The sequence below is a fragment of the Proteus terrae genome (assembly GCF_003144325.1).
Taxonomy (GTDB): domain Bacteria; phylum Pseudomonadota; class Gammaproteobacteria; order Enterobacterales; family Enterobacteriaceae; genus Proteus; species Proteus terrae.
Window position 1 is genome coordinate 32,710 of the sequence record NZ_PENS01000017.1, and the last position, 14,844, is coordinate 47,553.

Sequence of the window (14,844 nt, forward strand, 5' to 3'; positions counted from 1 at the left end):
TAATAGCTTGATTTATAGGTTATTTTTTATTCGCAATATGTGTTGGAAATTCCATTTCGTTATAACGAATAAAGCGGGTTTTCTTCACAATCTTATAAGTAAACCAAATTAATAAGAATAATGGGATACCAATATAGGTTGCAATTGCACCATACCAATCAATCGTATCTTCTAAGAAAGCTTGGTAATTTTGACCTAATGTAATAATTAAACACAATATAAAGGCAAAAATAGGACCAATTGGGAAGAAGCCGGAGCGATAAGGTAAGTCATTTAAATCATGACCTTGTGCAACATAACCTTTACGGAAACGATAGTGGCTAATCGCAATACCTAACCATGCAATAAAACCAGTCATTCCTGAGGTATTCAATAACCACAAGTAAACAGTTTGGTTTCCGTACATTGAACTTAGGAAACATAGGCCAGCAACAACCGTTGTCGCATAAAGCGCATTGCGTGGCACACCATTTTTAGACAATTTACCAAAGCATTTTGGTGCTTTGCCTTCTCTTGCTAATGTAAACAGCATACGCGTTGATGCATACATGCCTGAGTTACCAGCAGAAAGTACTGCCGTTAAGATAACTGCATTCATGATAGCTGCTGCAGATAATAATCCCGCATTTTTAAAGACTAGTGTAAATGGACTAACGCTAATATCACCTACATCATTACGCAGTAAATTAGGATCAGTGTAAGGGATAATTAAGCTAATAATTAAAATCGCGAAGATATAAAACAGTAAGATACGCCAGAACACTTTACGTACAGCTTTGGGAATATTTTTAGCTGGATCTTTAGATTCACCCGCTGCAATACCAATTAATTCTGTACCTTGGAATGAGAAACCAACAATCATGGCAACACCAATCATGGCAGCAAATCCACCCGCAAAAGGTGCATCACCAATTTCCCAATTATGCCAACCTGCGTTTTCGGCACCTTTCATAATGCCAGTGATCATCGCAATACCCACAATAATAAAGATAATTACTGTGGAAACTTTGATCAAAGAGAACCAATATTCTGCCTCACCAAACCCTTTTACAGAGATATAGTTGAGTAAGAAAATAACACCAAGGAATAAAGCACTCCAGATCCAACCATCAACATCAGGGAACCAATAGAGCATCACTAATTGTGCAGCAACAAGGTCAACAGCAATTGTAACTGCCCAGTTATACCAATAGTTCCAGCCTAATGCGAAGCCAAAACCTTCTTCTACATACTTAGAGCCGTATGTTGAGAATGAGCCGGAAACAGGCATAAATGCGGCTAATTCCCCAAGACTTGTCATTAGAAAATAGACCATTAGTCCAATTAATGCATAAGAGAGTAATGCCCCACCCGGCCCTGCTTGAGCAACAGTTGCACCAGATGCGACAAAAAGTCCTGTACCAATTGAACCACCAATAGCGATCATCGCTAAATGTCGCGCTTTTAACTCTCGGCGCAAAGTGCGTACTGCGCCCGAATCAGCAGTACTATTTTGTTGTTCTGACATAACATTCCACTTTTATATTCACTTTTCTAACGAGGATTGTAGCAAATCTGTCGTTCGTGAATAGCAAGGATCTAGGATTATAAGATACCTTCATGATCGGGCGCCAATTATTAGCAATTTATGAAAAATTGCCGATTAAGTGTTCAGCATTACAATATGTCAGGAGTTTTTTCAGTGCATCAGAGACATGTTTTTGGCGATGATAAACCAGATATAGGGTACGTTGTAATGCCAACCCTTCTACTTTTATCTCTTTTAATGAGCCATTATTAATCTGCTCTTCAATCACTCGGCGAGATAAACAGCTGATCCCCATTTCATACATAACGGCATGTTTTATTGCTTCTGAATTACCTAATTCCATTTCAATGCGATAACCTGGTAAAGAAGCAAATAGAAGATGGTTAAGCACATCTCGAGTTCCTGAACCATTTTCTCGTAAAATCCAAGGGGCTGACTGCAAATCAGTTAAAGTCACTTTTGATGCTTTAGCTAACGGATGATCGGGTGAACAAAAAATAACCATTTCATCTAAAAGCCATTTCTGGCTAATCAGTTCGGAACTTTGACAAGCACCTTCAATTAGCCCTAAATCAACACGGAATTCGCTCACTAACTTAACGACTTCTTCGGTATTTCCAATACTCATTTCTAGCGGAATATCAGGATAATTACGATGAAAATTCCCCAGCATTTGAGGAAGAATATAATTACCTATTGTTGTACTTGCAGCGATGCGCAAAGCACCATTCCCAGCTTGGAATAATTGCTCAACTTCAGTTGCTCGTTCGAGTAAAGATAATGCTCTGGGATAAAGTAATCGTCCATGCTCATTTGTGACAAGCCGTTTTCCCACTCTATCAAAAAGCTGCACACCGAGTTGGCTTTCTAGATCAGTTAAAGAAGCACTGACAGCAGATTGAGATAAAGCAAGCTGTTGTGATGCTTGCGTTGTAGAACCACTCTTGAGAACTTCAGTAAAGACTTCCAGTTGCCGCAACGTAATTCGCATATCCATTCCACCTTTGAACTGTCATTGTAATAACATACTATCCACAAACCAGTAACATACCAAGTACATTTAAGAAAATACACCTATATTGATTTTACTGGTTATTATTATAAAAATAATGAGTTTAATAAATAAGATTGCTTGTTATATGCTTATGCAAAATTCATATAAGCAAGGTTTTTCTATGTCAGAGCAAAGTCAACCTATTACATTGGCGAAAAAATATTTCACTCCAGTCTATCGCTGGCTTCCTGGTTTATTACTAACAGGCGTATTAACTGCGCTTGCTATTTATATTGGTGATATTCCTTGGTTTTCGAGCATGGGTTTAGGCGCATTAACGCTGGCGATCCTATTCGGTATTATTGTAGGTAATACCTTTTATCCTGTTGCAAAGCCTTATAGTGATGAAGGAGTCAAATTCGCTAAACACTATTTATTACGTACAGGTATTATTTTGTACGGTTTTAGACTGACTTTTCAGCAAATTGCAGATGTAGGTGCAACAGGTTTAATTATAGATGCCATTATGCTGACATCGACTTTTCTTATCGCTATGTGGATTGGACGCAAATATTTCGGCTTAGATGAACAAACTGTCATCTTGATTGGTGCGGGTAGTAGTATTTGTGGTGCTGCGGCTGTTATGGCGACAGAGCCTGTTGTTAAAGCACAAGCAAGCCAAGTTGCCGTTGCGGTTTCTACTGTTGTGATTTTCGGTACTATCGGTATTTTCCTTTACCCTTGGTTCTATCATTTAAATATATTTGCAGGCTGGTTACCCTTTACAGAAGAAACCTTTGGTATTTTCTCCGGCTCAACTATTCACGAAGTCGCTCAAGTCGTCGCTGTAGGACACTCAATTAGCCCTGATGCTGAAAATGCTGCGGTTATTAGTAAAATGATCCGCGTAATGATGCTAGCACCATTCTTAATTATTCTTTCAACTTATTTAAGTAAGAAGAAAAGTAAGGCAAACAATGGTGCACAAGCGACTGAGAAAAGCCCAATTACTATTCCTTGGTTTGCCGTATTCTTTATTTTAATGGCGGGTTTTAACTCTTTAAATTTAATTCCAGCGTCTATTGTTAGTTACATTGTGACTATTGATACCATTCTCTTAGCAATGGCAATGGTGGCATTAGGTTTAACAACACATATTAGCGCTATCCGACAAGCAGGCGTCAAACCATTATTATTAGCGTTATTCTTATTTTTCTGGTTAACCCTTGGTGGTGCGATAATTAATATCTTTATTCAGACTGTGTTGATGTCTTAATAGGAACATCGATATAAATAATCCCCCTTAAAATTTCGCCTTGAGAAGTACTTTTCATTATTGCGCAACTATTTTTAGTTGCGCTTTTTTGCTTTTATCACCTCAATATGATGTTATACGCTGTATGTTTGTTATCATGGTGTGAAATAAATCTAAGGAGAGAAAGAATGAAATTTGTTGGCGCACATGTCAGTGCTGCTGGTGGCGTCGATCAGGCGGTATTACGCGCACATGAAATAAAAGCCACTGCGTTTGCCCTTTTTACTAAGAATCAGCGCCAGTGGAAAGCAGCACCATTATCGGCAGAAGTCATTGATAAATTCAAAAAGAACTGTGAACTTTATGGTTATGGCCCCTCCCAAATTTTACCCCATGACAGTTATCTCATTAATTTAGGTCACCCTGAAGAAGATGCTCTTGAAAAATCAAGAGACGCATTTCTAGATGAAATGCAGCGTTGTGAACAACTGGGTATTGAGTTACTTAATTTCCATCCGGGAAGCCATTTAAATAAAATTGATGTTGATAAGTGCCTACAAAAAATAGCACAATCAATTAACATCACTTTAGAAAAAACTAAAAATGTCACTGCCGTGATTGAAAATACCGCAGGCCAAGGTACAAATTTAGGTTATCGTTTCGAACATCTAGCCACCATTATTGATGGGGTAGAAGATAAATCTCGTGTAGGCGTTTGTATTGATACTTGCCACACTTTCGCCGCCGGTTATGATCTAAGAACAATTGAAGATTGCGAAAAAACATTTGCTGAATTTGAAAAGATTGTCGGTTTTCAATACCTAAAAGCGATGCACCTTAATGATGCAAAAAGCGAATTAGCCAGTCGAGTAGACCGTCACCACAGTTTAGGTGAAGGGAATATTGGTAAAGTCCCTTTTAGCTATATAATGCAAGATAAGCGTTTTGATGGTATTCCGCTGATTTTAGAAACCATCAACCCAGATATTTGGCCTGACGAAATTGCTTGGCTAAAGTCACAACAACACTAGAAACAGTAGCAACATTAATAAGATTTGCGGTTTATACAATTTTCATTTTTTACAGTTTTCGTTTTATATTGTTTTTTTATTATAGTAATAAACCGCAAATTATCTTATTTAATCGGTGTTAGCTCTATCTTAGTCATCATTTCAGCAAGTTGACTCCTGTCTTTTATTCCTACATCAGGCTGACTGACTGATAACGCAGAAACCGCAGTTGCAAGACGCAAAGTATGCTCACTCGTTTGACTCATTAATAAACCATACACTAATCCAGCAACCATCGAATCCCCAGCACCAACGGTACTTATCACATCACAATGTGGTGGATTTGCCAGCCATGCGCCAGATGCATTTACCCATAAAGCCCCTCTTTCACCCAGTGAAATAACGACATGTGCTATACCTTTATCGCGTAGTTGATGAGCGGCTTTAATAATATCTGCCATTTCAGTTAATGAATGCCCTACCCACGCTTCTAATTCACGATGGTTAGGTTTTATTAGCCAAGGTGCTGCTTTTAGCCCTGCGACTAAAGCATCACGACTGCTGTCAAAAATAATGCACGGACATAATCTTCTTAGCTTAATCATCCATTGAGTAAAGGCTTCAGGATCAACGCCATTCGGTAAACTACCACTGACAACGACCATATCGAAATGGCCAAGCCAATTAAGTGAATCCGTTGCAAAACGCTGCCAATCTTGCTCTGATACGGTGAATCCTGAAAAATTAAAGTCAGTAACTTGCCCTTTTCCTTCGGTTAACTTCACATTAATACGTGTTCGTCCTGACACAAGATAAAAACGGTTAGCCATCCCATTTTCACTAAAGAAGTGCTGAAATTCTTCTTGATTTTCACGTCCCATAAACCCGCTAACAGTAATATCAATGCCCAAATCACGTAAGACTTTCGCGACATTATTGCCTTTACCCGCAGGATTAAGCCCAGCAGTTTGGACTAAATTAACACCACCTACATCAATAGCTGGACAAGCGCCAACAAGATCATAAGCAGGGTTTAAGGTGATCGTAGCGACACGGCGACTCATGCCTTCACTCCCCAATCATTTTTATTATGAATATTTAGGGTGCTATATATAGCATCAATTAACCTTTTATTCAGTGAATTTGGTTTTTTTATCCTTGCACTCGATCCCCCCGCAAAGGAGAATATTGACCGTAAAAAGCGACTTATTTCATACATTAACTATAACTATATAAAAAAGAAAAAAAGGAGTCTTAAATGTCTGTCGTAGTTGGCGTTGGCGTAATTATCACTAATGAAAATGGTGAAGTATTATTAGGAAAACGTTGTGGAAAACATGCCCCTTATTGGTCAATTTTTGGTGGACATGTTGATGAAGGGGAAACTTTTGAGCAATGTGCTATTCGCGAAATAGAAGAAGAAATTGGGATTGTGATCACTGCACCACAAGTGATTGGTATTAGCAATAATCTAGAAACTTACCAGTTAGAAGGTAAACACACTGTCTCTATTTGTATGATCGCACAACACCAAGGTGATGAGCCTAAATTGATGGAACCAGATAAATGCTCTGAAATCCGCTGGTGTTCTCCAGATGATTTACCTGAGCCACACTTCGAAGCTAGTCGCAATTCTATTGCATTATGGAAAAGTAAGCAGTTTTATCAAGGTTAATTAAAAACACCCTATCACGTTCATTATTCTGGATCTTTTTTGTTCAGAATAATGTTCGAATTATCTATTTCTGCGCAAATTTTCACTTATTTATCGCTGTGTTTCTTTATCATTTCTAATAATCCTCACACTAATCCATTGATTTATATAACCCCCTTTTTCTACTGTATTATTTTTACTCACTTTTTTCTTTTATAAAGCACAATAACCTCTATTTACACCTTTATAGCAAACGTGTATTCTTTACACCATCAAGCTAGTACATTGAGTCAATTTTATAAGGACATCTTATGTCAGAAGTCACGTCAATAACAAAGCGTCCATCCGTACTTGGTGGCGCAATGATCATTGCAGGTACCGCTGTGGGTGCAGGCATGTTTTCCATTCCTATTGTGACTTCCGGTGTCTGGTTTACCGGTTCTATTTTTCTTCTGATCTACACCTGGTTTTGTTTATTTATGTCTGGGTTAATGATCTTAGAAGTGAACCTTCATTATCCTTTGGGATCAAGCTTTCATACCATTACCAAAGACTTATTAGGAAAAGGCTGGAGTACGATTAATGGACTATCGATTGCGTTTGTTCTTTATATTTTAACTTACGCTTATATTTCTGCTGGCAGTTCCATTATCGTGCAAAACTTTGCAGGTATGATCAGCGTACCACAAGCCATTGCCGGCTTAGTCTTTGCCTTAATTGTTGCTTTCTTTGTTTGGTTATCAACACGTTCAGTAGATAGACTAAGCACTATTTTAATTGGCGGTATGGTAATCGCCTTTGTGTTAGCCATTGGTGGCTTATTTACGGAAGTAAAAATGCCTGTGTTATTTAATACCAATGAAAGCAATGCGAGTTACTTACCTTATGCTTTAGCTGCGTTACCTTATTTACTAACCTCGTTTGGTTATCACGGCAATATTCCAGGTTTAGTAACGTACTATCGTAAAGATGGCAAAGCCGTCATGAAAAGCTTGCTTATTGGCACATTGATTTCACTGGCGATTTATATTTTATGGCAGTTTGTTGTACAAGGTAATATTCCTCGCGAAGGTTTCAAGCAGGTAATTGCTGATGGTGGAAATATTGGTAACTTATTAGCACAAATGCGTTCAACAACCGCCAATGCCACTGTATCAATGTTATTAGACTTGTTCTCTTATATGGCATTAGCAAGTTCATTCTTAGGCGTGTCATTAGGATTATTCGATTACTTAGCGGACTTCTTTAAGTTTTCAAATACAAGAAGCGGTCGATTTAAATCTGCATTAGTCACATTTATACCACCGACTATTTTAGCAATCATTTTTCCTGATGGTTTCTTATATGCCATTGGTTTTGCAGGACTTGCAGCAACGATTTGGGCTGCGATTATCCCTGCATTAATGGCAAAAGCAAGTCGTGAACGTAATCAAAGTCAAAGTTTTAAAGCTCCTGGTGGTATGTTTATGATTGGTTTTGTTATTTTATTTGGTGTTATCAATGCCAGTGCACATATTTTAGCGAACTTTAATCTTCTTCCTATCTACCGTTAATTTCTTTTCTAAAAGTTAATATCTAAAGCCAGCCCATACTTGAGCTGGCTTTATTTTTTCATCAAATCTTATAAAAAAATGAGCGAATAACTTGCCAAGTTTCTGCACTGCGAGTAATTTTGTCGCCATTATCGTCAATGTTATTTAATGGAAGGTTTTATATGGCAAAAGCCAATGAAATTAAACGTGGTATGGCTGTTAGTTATAACAACAAATTATTACTGGTAAAAGATATCGACATCCAAGCACCAAGTGCTCGTGGCGCAAGTACGCTGTACAAAATGCGTTTTACGGATATCCGTACAGGCCAGAAAGTAGAAGAGCGTTTTAAAGGCGATGATATGATTGATACCATCAGCTTAACACGTCGTGCTGTTAGCTTTTCTTACATCGATGGTGATGAGTATATCTTTATGGATAATGAAGATTACACACCATATACCTTCAAAAAAGATCAAATCGAAGATGAATTACTGTTTATTCCTGAGGAAGGCTTAGCGGGAATGCAAGTATTAACAATGGATGGTCAAGTTTTAGCATTAGAACTGCCACAAACTGTTGATATGGAAATTGTTGAAACTGTTCCAGGTATTAAAGGCGCATCTGCAAGTGCTCGTACTAAACCTGCGACATTACCAACAGGGTTAGTTATTCAGGTTCCTGAATATCTTTCTACTGGCGATAAAATTCGCATTCATATTGCTGAACGTCGCTATATGAGCCGTGCTGACTAATCAACAGTCAAAAACTCTACTCATTAGCGCATAGCTAATGTTGCTTTAAATAGGTCAGATAATCGTAAAGAAACCCAATGTGACAAACGATTATTTGACTTGTTTATCTTTACTACCTACTTCTATTTCCCCACAGACGCCTTAAAAATACTGAACGTCAATAACACCATTCTTTTGGGTATCATCCATCCAACGGATCTCAGCCTTACCCATATCTTGAGGCAAAATAATAGTTTGTTGGGATTTATCAAAAGACGCTGGAATGATGGGTTGAGTAGATGTAAACACTTTGTTGTGTTTGTAACATTGGTATTCAGCTTTATCAAATGTAAAATTCATTTCACATGCAGGATCCACAATCGCACCCCGCAGATAAATCTGCCCTGTTGTTTGCATGGGATCAGACGCCCAAGCCAATGATATCGAACTGGAAACGAGAAGACTGCATACTACGGTCAGATATTTTCTCATAACGACCTCACTTCTTGTTTGCGCTAGCAGGTATGGGGATCACACCTACCCGACATATTTTCATCATAGCAATAAAATATGACATTCATATAGACATAAGAAGAATATTTGATGTCTATCAAATATAAACGCTCGATATTTATAAATAAGAAATCAACGTTGATTAAACTTAAGCAAAATATTTAAAATAATAAATAACACTATAGAGAAGCATTAAAAAATATTTAATTAACTCTATAATTTTTATTATTTAAAAATGAAAATTTAGTTATAAACAACATTCATTATAGCTAAATGATCATTTATCCATTTAATATTCATAGAACCTTTATTGTTAATCAATTTAGAGCTAAAGTGCTTATTCCTTTCTAACTGATATTGAGATTCTTGCATTTCACTACCGTTCCAACAACTTGTTTTAAAAGTGTTTTTATCTGTATCCATTAAACAATTGCCCTCAACAATTGCACCAACAAAAGTGATAGTTCCAGAGCCGATAACTTTATTTTCTTTACTAAAAGATGGAATGCTAAATAATAAAGATAAGCATATAGCTGTAATATATATCTTTTTCATTTTGAATCTCCTTTGTTATTGGAGTGTAAGGAGTCACAAGCCAATATGTTATGAAAGACATAACTAATATCGGCCTGTAACTTTTTTTATTTAACTTTTATCTTTAATTAAAGAATAGAAAACAATTATAAATTACTCAAATTACGACTATTGAAAAAAAACACCTAAAATTTAGGTTAAGTAGAGATTAACTAGGTACAACAAAAAAGAAACAAAAAAATAACATCCACTTAAGCGATAAATTGCAAAGATATATTTTTTTATTTTGACTATAGTCCTATCATTAAACTTTGAATTTTTGTGACAAGCATCACAAAAAAACTTAAAACTTGCCATTTTATTACTATGAAACTTTCTAATTTTCGCCAAAAAGCACTTGTTATTTTTTTACTTAATCTCACAGGATTAATTATTTTTCTCTCTTGGTATCTTCCTGCACAGCATGGAATCTGGCTATCAATTGATACTCAGATTTTTTATTTTTTTAATCAGCACCTGTTACCTGATAGTTTTTTTGCGACTTTTGTTGCTTATATCAATAACAGAAAGTTTGATTTAGTTATTTTATTGGCAATGGGTGCACTTTATTACCATACATTTCGTAAGAAAGATTATAGGGGCAAACGCCATCTTATAATTGTAGGATTAGTGATGGTAATTAGTGCCGTACTCATCAATCAAATTGGACAAAATATTCCAATTGAAAGACCCAGTCCGACACTTCATTTTGAAAATGTACATAGGGTAGGTATTGTGACCGGTATTCCGACAAAAGATGCCTCAGGTGACAGCTTTCCTGGTGATCACGGCTTAATGCTACTTGTCTTTTGTAGTTTTATATTACGTTATCTATCATTTCGCTCTTTTTTATGCGCACTTCTTATTACCGTTGTATTCTCACTACCGCGTGTTATGGCGGGGGCACACTGGGCTTCTGATATCTTAGTGGGCTCTGTTTCTTTAACGTTGATCGCCACAAGTTGGTTATTAATAACACCATTATCTGATGCTATTATTAGGAAACTGGAAAAGACCCTTCCTTTTAAAAATAAAAAAGAAAACTCACCTAATTAATTAAAAGAGAATAAGTGTGATATTTGCACTTATTCTTTTGGTCATTTTTTGACAGTTAAATGATATTATTATGACAAAATGAGATCTATTTTAAGTATTAGCACTTTATTATCTAATGTTTTGTAAATTAAGCTTCTTTTCTCTCGCCATTTAGTCCCTATTTCTGTACACTTTTGTGGTTTCCTCATTATTTATTGTTTAATGTGGATATTTACGTGCTTTAGAGCACGTTTTTCGCGAAATAAGGTTGCCAGAGTTAAATTACACTATATTCTCTGGTTATTTGGTGAATAATTCAGGTGCACTTCTGCACGTAAGGATGTAAGGGAAATCTGTCACAATGAGAACAAAACCGTATATGAGAATGCTTAAGCTCATACCGGCGTTCATTGTTGTAGCTACGCTATCGGCATGTAGCTCACAGAACGCAAATTCACGCTTAGCGAATTCAAGCACCACCCCACTTAATACATCATCAAGCACATCTATTTCCCAAGCATCACAAGATGAATTTGAATCATTGGTGAAGAATCTCGATATAAAATCTAAGATACTTGACCAATATGCAGACTGGAAAGGCGTCGCTTATCGTTTAGGTGGAGACACTAAAAAAGGCATCGATTGTTCTGCCTTTGTTCAAAGAACCTTTATTGACCAATTCGGTGTAGAACTCCCTCGCTCAACCTCAGACCAACAATTCTCTGGTACTCAGGTTAATAAATCAAAATTACAAGCAGGCGATCTCGTTCTATTCAAAACAGGCCGTACTATGCGCCATGTTGGAATTTACATCGGTAATGATAAATTTGTACATGCATCCACCAGCAATGGTGTAACAGTGTCTGAAATGTCTAATACCTACTGGAATAAACGTTTTTATGCAGCAAGACGTGTTATAGAAAATAATGATGCCGCACTTGTTGAAAACAACCTTTCGCAAAATGTATTAAGATAATTAATTCCCTTATATCTTAATGCAATAAAAAAGCCTCATTAATTAATGAGGCTTTTTTTTATATTCTTTATCATACTTAAACCACACAATGGCTTCGTTGGTTTTATAACATTAAGTAAGTGTTATAAATAAGAATATGCCGTTGGAAATGGCTCAGCAATAGCGACACCAGCATTTTTTAAGCAACATAAAGCAGCACATTCATCGTCACTATGAAGGAAAAGGCAAGGAGCGCCATCCCATTCAATCACAACGCTCTCAATATGAAGATTACTCAGATACTGACGCAAATTCTGTATTGCTTCACCCAGTGTCATACCATCATGACTTAACAACTTTAAGCCAATCAGCGTATTTTGCTTTCCAGCATCATTTTCAGGCAGTATTTCTACTCTTGTGCCCGTAAAGCCTGCTAGCCACCGATAACTCAGCGGCAGCTTATGAACTACCGAAAGTTGTACATTATCCACAAATCAATCCTGTTTCATCAACACGTTAATTTAATACATCATCAATACGAGTTTGAACTGACTTGCTCACACGCATATTAGAACTTTGTTAACTATAGAATACAATTGTTACAATTATTTTACAAGAAAGCGAAGAGACGTATCAAACCATTCATTTAGTTTAGTATTTACAGGTATTCATACCTGTGATGCTTAATCTCTTCAATTATTCTTTCATTTATTTAACATTTTATCAACCATATAAAATAATTGTATAAAATATTACGCATTCAAGTAAAACAATCCATCAATTTTTATCACGATACTTCATATCAACAAAACAATAATAGATGATTATTAAAATAAATTTTACTCAATTTAACAAAATAACAACATCAAGTATTGATTCAAATCAAAAAATCACACTAATTTGAAACGATTCATGAAATACAGCAGAGGAAAATGTGGTGTTTTTAGAGGAAACAGAGGCAGAAAAAGAGGAGCACGCTATAAATTTCTGTTATTTATAGCGTGATATTCTTATTTATAACGACGTGCAAGTAAGATGAAACCCATAGCAAACAATACACAAAATGCCATAGAGCTTACCATTGGCCATTCTGATTTTGCTGGTAACATAGCAATAGCTGTTCCTACTAAAGCACCTACACCAAAACGAACTGTTCCAGCAAGAGAAGAAACCGTCCCCGCCATATGAGGATAGTCATCAAGAATAACAGCCATCGCATTCGATGTTATCATCGCAATCCCACCCACATACATTGCTACACCCACAACAAGGAAATAGAAATGTAAATTAAGAGCGACCACCAGCAATAAAAAGATCCCCATAACACATTGAATCGTTAAGCCTAGGCGCAACATCTTCAATGCACCAAATCGGCGAACATATCGCCCATTGATGCTTGTCATTACAATTAAGAAGATGATATTAAAGCCAAAATATAATCCAAACTGATCAAATGGAATGCCATGTAATTCGATATAGACAAAAGGGCCAGCACTAAGGAATGAAAACATGCCAGCAAAAGAAAATCCTGAAGCCAAAATATAACAAAGGACACGACGTGTTCTAAACAGACTAATAAATTGGCTAAATGTCACTCTTAAGCTAAAGCGTTGACGACGCTCTTTTGGCAAGGTTTCTGGAATATAAAAAGCAATTAATGCAGATGCAATCACAGCAGCTATCGCAATACTCCAAAAAATAGCATGCCATGAAAACCAGTTCATCACCCAAGCACCTAATAGTGGCGCTAATAAAGGTGCGATGGTCATAACAAGTGCAACAAAAGACATACTTCTAGAGAAATCATCTCTAGAGAACATGTCTCTCATCAATGCGTTAATCACAACACTTGCCGCAGCTGCTGCAAAACCATGTAAAAAACGCATACCAATTAGCATATCTATTGATTCAGATAATGCACATGCACTAGAGGCAAAAGCAAAAACAATCACGCCGCCCAAAATGACAGGCTTACGTCCCAAACTATCAGCCATAGGACCATAGACTAATTGCCCAATAGCAAAACCAAAAATATAGATACTTAATGTCATTTGCACTTTGCCACTGGGCACACCAAAATCTTGCGCGATAGTGGGTAAACTTGGCAAATACATATCTATAGCCAATGGCATAAGCATGGAAATAAGTCCCAGTATTAAAATGAGACTAAGGTACGACGAACGTTGCTGTTGCACGCAGATAAACTCCCAAAAACGACAGGATAAATAATAATTATTGAGGTAGGTGAATGCTGTTGATCTCTTCTTCTGTTAATGGACGATATTCGCCCTCAGCTAAAGTCTCATCTAATGAGATATCCCCAATACGCTCACGATGTAAAGCACTTACATGATTACCCACTGCTGCAAACATACGTTTTACTTGGTGGTATTTACCTTCACTAATAGTAAGTTTGACTTCTGTTGGTGTAATAATTTCTAACGTGGCTGGTTTTGTTAGATCTTTTTCACCGTTAAGTTGAACACCTTTTTGGAATTGTTCAGCGACACCTTCTGCAATTGGCTCTTCTAGCGTAACCAAATAAGTTTTCTCACAGTGATGTTTTGGCGCTGTAATACGGTGTGACCATTGACCATTATCTGTTAATAAAACAAGCCCGGTTGTATCAATATCTAAACGCCCAGCTGCATGTAACTTATGAGCCAACGGTTCATCAATAAAATAAAGAATAGTTGGATTAACAGGATCGTCTGTTGAACACACATAGCCGATTGGCTTATTCAACATAAAGTAACGAGGCCCTAAAATTTGAGTTAAGACATTACCGTCGTAAGCTACTTCTTGCTCTGGCGCAATTTTGGTTGAACCGCTTTTCACCATTTCGCCATCAATTGTTACAAGCCCTGCTCTTAATTCACGAAGGATCAAGCTACGGCTAATACCCAATTGCTGGGACAAAAATTTATCTAATCGCATGAATTTCTCTGAAAAATGGAAGAATACCATCTGATATGATGGTATCTATTAAAAATGAATATTAACAATAAAACAACTAATTAATTTATAAATAAACTATCACGCCCTTTACTCCTCCCTTATT

The 14,844-nt window shown here is 36.8% G+C and carries 15 protein-coding genes; 7 read left to right on the plus strand and 8 right to left on the minus strand.

Features of this window, described 5'->3' with window-relative positions; translation table 11 throughout:
- Positions 1–19: 19 nt before the first annotated feature.
- The gene (locus DK857_RS16205) at positions 20–1,507 is read right to left on the minus strand and encodes an amino acid permease (RefSeq protein ID WP_109393693.1); all 1,488 of its coding nucleotides are present in this window, start codon (positions 1,505–1,507) and stop codon (positions 20–22) included.
- A gap of 118 nt (positions 1,508–1,625) precedes the next feature.
- Positions 1,626–2,519 (minus strand): DNA-binding transcriptional regulator YeiE, encoded by an 894-nt coding sequence (gene yieE / locus DK857_RS16210; RefSeq protein WP_075673572.1) that lies wholly within the window; start codon positions 2,517–2,519, stop codon positions 1,626–1,628.
- Between the two features lie 184 nt (positions 2,520–2,703).
- On the opposite strand from yieE, the gene DK857_RS16215 reads away from it, so the two are divergent.
- Positions 2,704–3,798, plus strand: a complete 1,095-nt coding sequence (locus DK857_RS16215) for a YeiH family protein (protein WP_167394848.1) — start codon at positions 2,704–2,706, stop codon at positions 3,796–3,798.
- A 167-nt stretch (positions 3,799–3,965) separates the two neighbouring features.
- A complete protein-coding gene (nfo, locus tag DK857_RS16220; protein ID WP_109393691.1) occupies positions 3,966–4,808 on the plus strand; it encodes a deoxyribonuclease IV in 843 nt (280 codons plus the stop codon).
- A 104-nt stretch (positions 4,809–4,912) separates the two neighbouring features.
- Here nfo and fruK read toward each other — a convergent pair whose 3' ends face one another.
- Complete coding sequence (gene fruK / locus DK857_RS16225; RefSeq protein ID WP_109393690.1) at positions 4,913–5,851, minus strand: 1-phosphofructokinase; 939 nt, start codon at positions 5,849–5,851, stop codon at positions 4,913–4,915.
- Between the two features lie 194 nt (positions 5,852–6,045).
- Between fruK and DK857_RS16230 the strand changes: the two genes are divergently transcribed.
- The 3 genes from DK857_RS16230 to yeiP all read left to right on the plus strand — a co-directional run bounded on the left by DK857_RS16230 (position 6,046) and on the right by yeiP (position 8,728).
- Positions 6,046–6,462, plus strand: a complete 417-nt coding sequence (locus DK857_RS16230; protein ID WP_109393689.1) for a nucleotide triphosphate diphosphatase NUDT15 — start codon at positions 6,046–6,048, stop codon at positions 6,460–6,462.
- A gap of 290 nt (positions 6,463–6,752) precedes the next feature.
- A complete protein-coding gene (gene mtr, locus DK857_RS16235; RefSeq protein ID WP_109402725.1) occupies positions 6,753–7,994 on the plus strand; it encodes a tryptophan permease in 1,242 nt (413 codons plus the stop codon).
- Positions 7,995–8,155: 161 nt separating this feature from the next.
- Complete coding sequence (gene yeiP, locus DK857_RS16240) at positions 8,156–8,728, plus strand: elongation factor P-like protein YeiP (protein ID WP_109402726.1); 573 nt, start codon at positions 8,156–8,158, stop codon at positions 8,726–8,728.
- Between the two features lie 141 nt (positions 8,729–8,869).
- On the opposite strand, the gene DK857_RS16245 is transcribed toward yeiP, so the two are convergent.
- Positions 8,870–9,124 carry a hypothetical protein gene (locus DK857_RS16245; RefSeq protein WP_226892311.1) on the minus strand — a complete coding sequence of 85 codons (255 nt, stop codon included), beginning with the start codon at positions 9,122–9,124 and terminating at the stop codon, positions 8,870–8,872.
- A gap of 339 nt (positions 9,125–9,463) precedes the next feature.
- The gene (locus DK857_RS16250) at positions 9,464–9,775 is read right to left on the minus strand and encodes a hypothetical protein (RefSeq protein ID WP_109393687.1); all 312 of its coding nucleotides are present in this window, start codon (positions 9,773–9,775) and stop codon (positions 9,464–9,466) included.
- 345 nt (positions 9,776–10,120) lie between these two features.
- On the opposite strand from DK857_RS16250, the gene DK857_RS16255 reads away from it, so the two are divergent.
- Positions 10,121–10,849 carry a phosphatase PAP2 family protein gene (locus tag DK857_RS16255; protein ID WP_109402750.1) on the plus strand — a complete coding sequence of 243 codons (729 nt, stop codon included), beginning with the start codon at positions 10,121–10,123 and terminating at the stop codon, positions 10,847–10,849.
- 340 nt (positions 10,850–11,189) lie between these two features.
- Complete coding sequence (gene mepS / locus DK857_RS16260) at positions 11,190–11,804, plus strand: bifunctional murein DD-endopeptidase/murein LD-carboxypeptidase (RefSeq protein WP_098943463.1); 615 nt, start codon at positions 11,190–11,192, stop codon at positions 11,802–11,804.
- A gap of 122 nt (positions 11,805–11,926) precedes the next feature.
- Here mepS and DK857_RS16265 read toward each other — a convergent pair whose 3' ends face one another.
- The 3 genes from DK857_RS16265 to rsuA form a co-directional block, all read right to left on the minus strand.
- Positions 11,927–12,274, minus strand: a complete 348-nt coding sequence (locus DK857_RS16265; protein ID WP_109402727.1) for a YejG family protein — start codon at positions 12,272–12,274, stop codon at positions 11,927–11,929.
- A 519-nt stretch (positions 12,275–12,793) separates the two neighbouring features.
- Complete coding sequence (locus DK857_RS16270; RefSeq protein ID WP_228766740.1) at positions 12,794–13,978, minus strand: Bcr/CflA family multidrug efflux MFS transporter; 1,185 nt, start codon at positions 13,976–13,978, stop codon at positions 12,794–12,796.
- 37 nt (positions 13,979–14,015) lie between these two features.
- Positions 14,016–14,720: a 16S rRNA pseudouridine(516) synthase RsuA gene (rsuA, locus tag DK857_RS16275; protein ID WP_109402728.1), complete on the minus strand. Its 705-nt coding sequence runs from the start codon at positions 14,718–14,720 to the stop codon at positions 14,016–14,018.
- Between the last annotated feature and the right edge of the window lie 124 nt (positions 14,721–14,844).

Bases quoted from the DNA above. Each gene is read 5' to 3' on its own strand.
- DK857_RS16205 (WP_109393693.1), bottom strand. From the start codon at position 1,507: ATGTCAGAACAACAAAATAGTACTGCTGATTCGGGCGCAGTACGCACT.
- yieE (WP_075673572.1), bottom strand. From the start codon at position 2,519: ATGCGAATTACGTTGCGGCAACTGGAAGTCTTTACTGAAGTTCTCAAG.
- DK857_RS16215 (WP_167394848.1), top strand. From the start codon at position 2,704: ATGTCAGAGCAAAGTCAACCTATTACATTGGCGAAAAAATATTTCACT.
- nfo (WP_109393691.1), top strand. From the start codon at position 3,966: ATGAAATTTGTTGGCGCACATGTCAGTGCTGCTGGTGGCGTCGATCAG.
- fruK (WP_109393690.1), bottom strand. From the start codon at position 5,851: ATGAGTCGCCGTGTCGCTACGATCACCTTAAACCCTGCTTATGATCTT.
- DK857_RS16230 (WP_109393689.1), top strand. From the start codon at position 6,046: ATGTCTGTCGTAGTTGGCGTTGGCGTAATTATCACTAATGAAAATGGT.
- mtr (WP_109402725.1), top strand. From the start codon at position 6,753: ATGTCAGAAGTCACGTCAATAACAAAGCGTCCATCCGTACTTGGTGGC.
- yeiP (WP_109402726.1), top strand. From the start codon at position 8,156: ATGGCAAAAGCCAATGAAATTAAACGTGGTATGGCTGTTAGTTATAAC.
- DK857_RS16245 (WP_226892311.1), bottom strand. From the start codon at position 9,124: ATGCAAACAACAGGGCAGATTTATCTGCGGGGTGCGATTGTGGATCCT.
- DK857_RS16250 (WP_109393687.1), bottom strand. From the start codon at position 9,775: ATGAAAAAGATATATATTACAGCTATATGCTTATCTTTATTATTTAGC.
- DK857_RS16255 (WP_109402750.1), top strand. From the start codon at position 10,121: ATGAAACTTTCTAATTTTCGCCAAAAAGCACTTGTTATTTTTTTACTT.
- mepS (WP_098943463.1), top strand. From the start codon at position 11,190: ATGAGAACAAAACCGTATATGAGAATGCTTAAGCTCATACCGGCGTTC.
- rsuA (WP_109402728.1), bottom strand. From the start codon at position 14,720: ATGCGATTAGATAAATTTTTGTCCCAGCAATTGGGTATTAGCCGTAGC.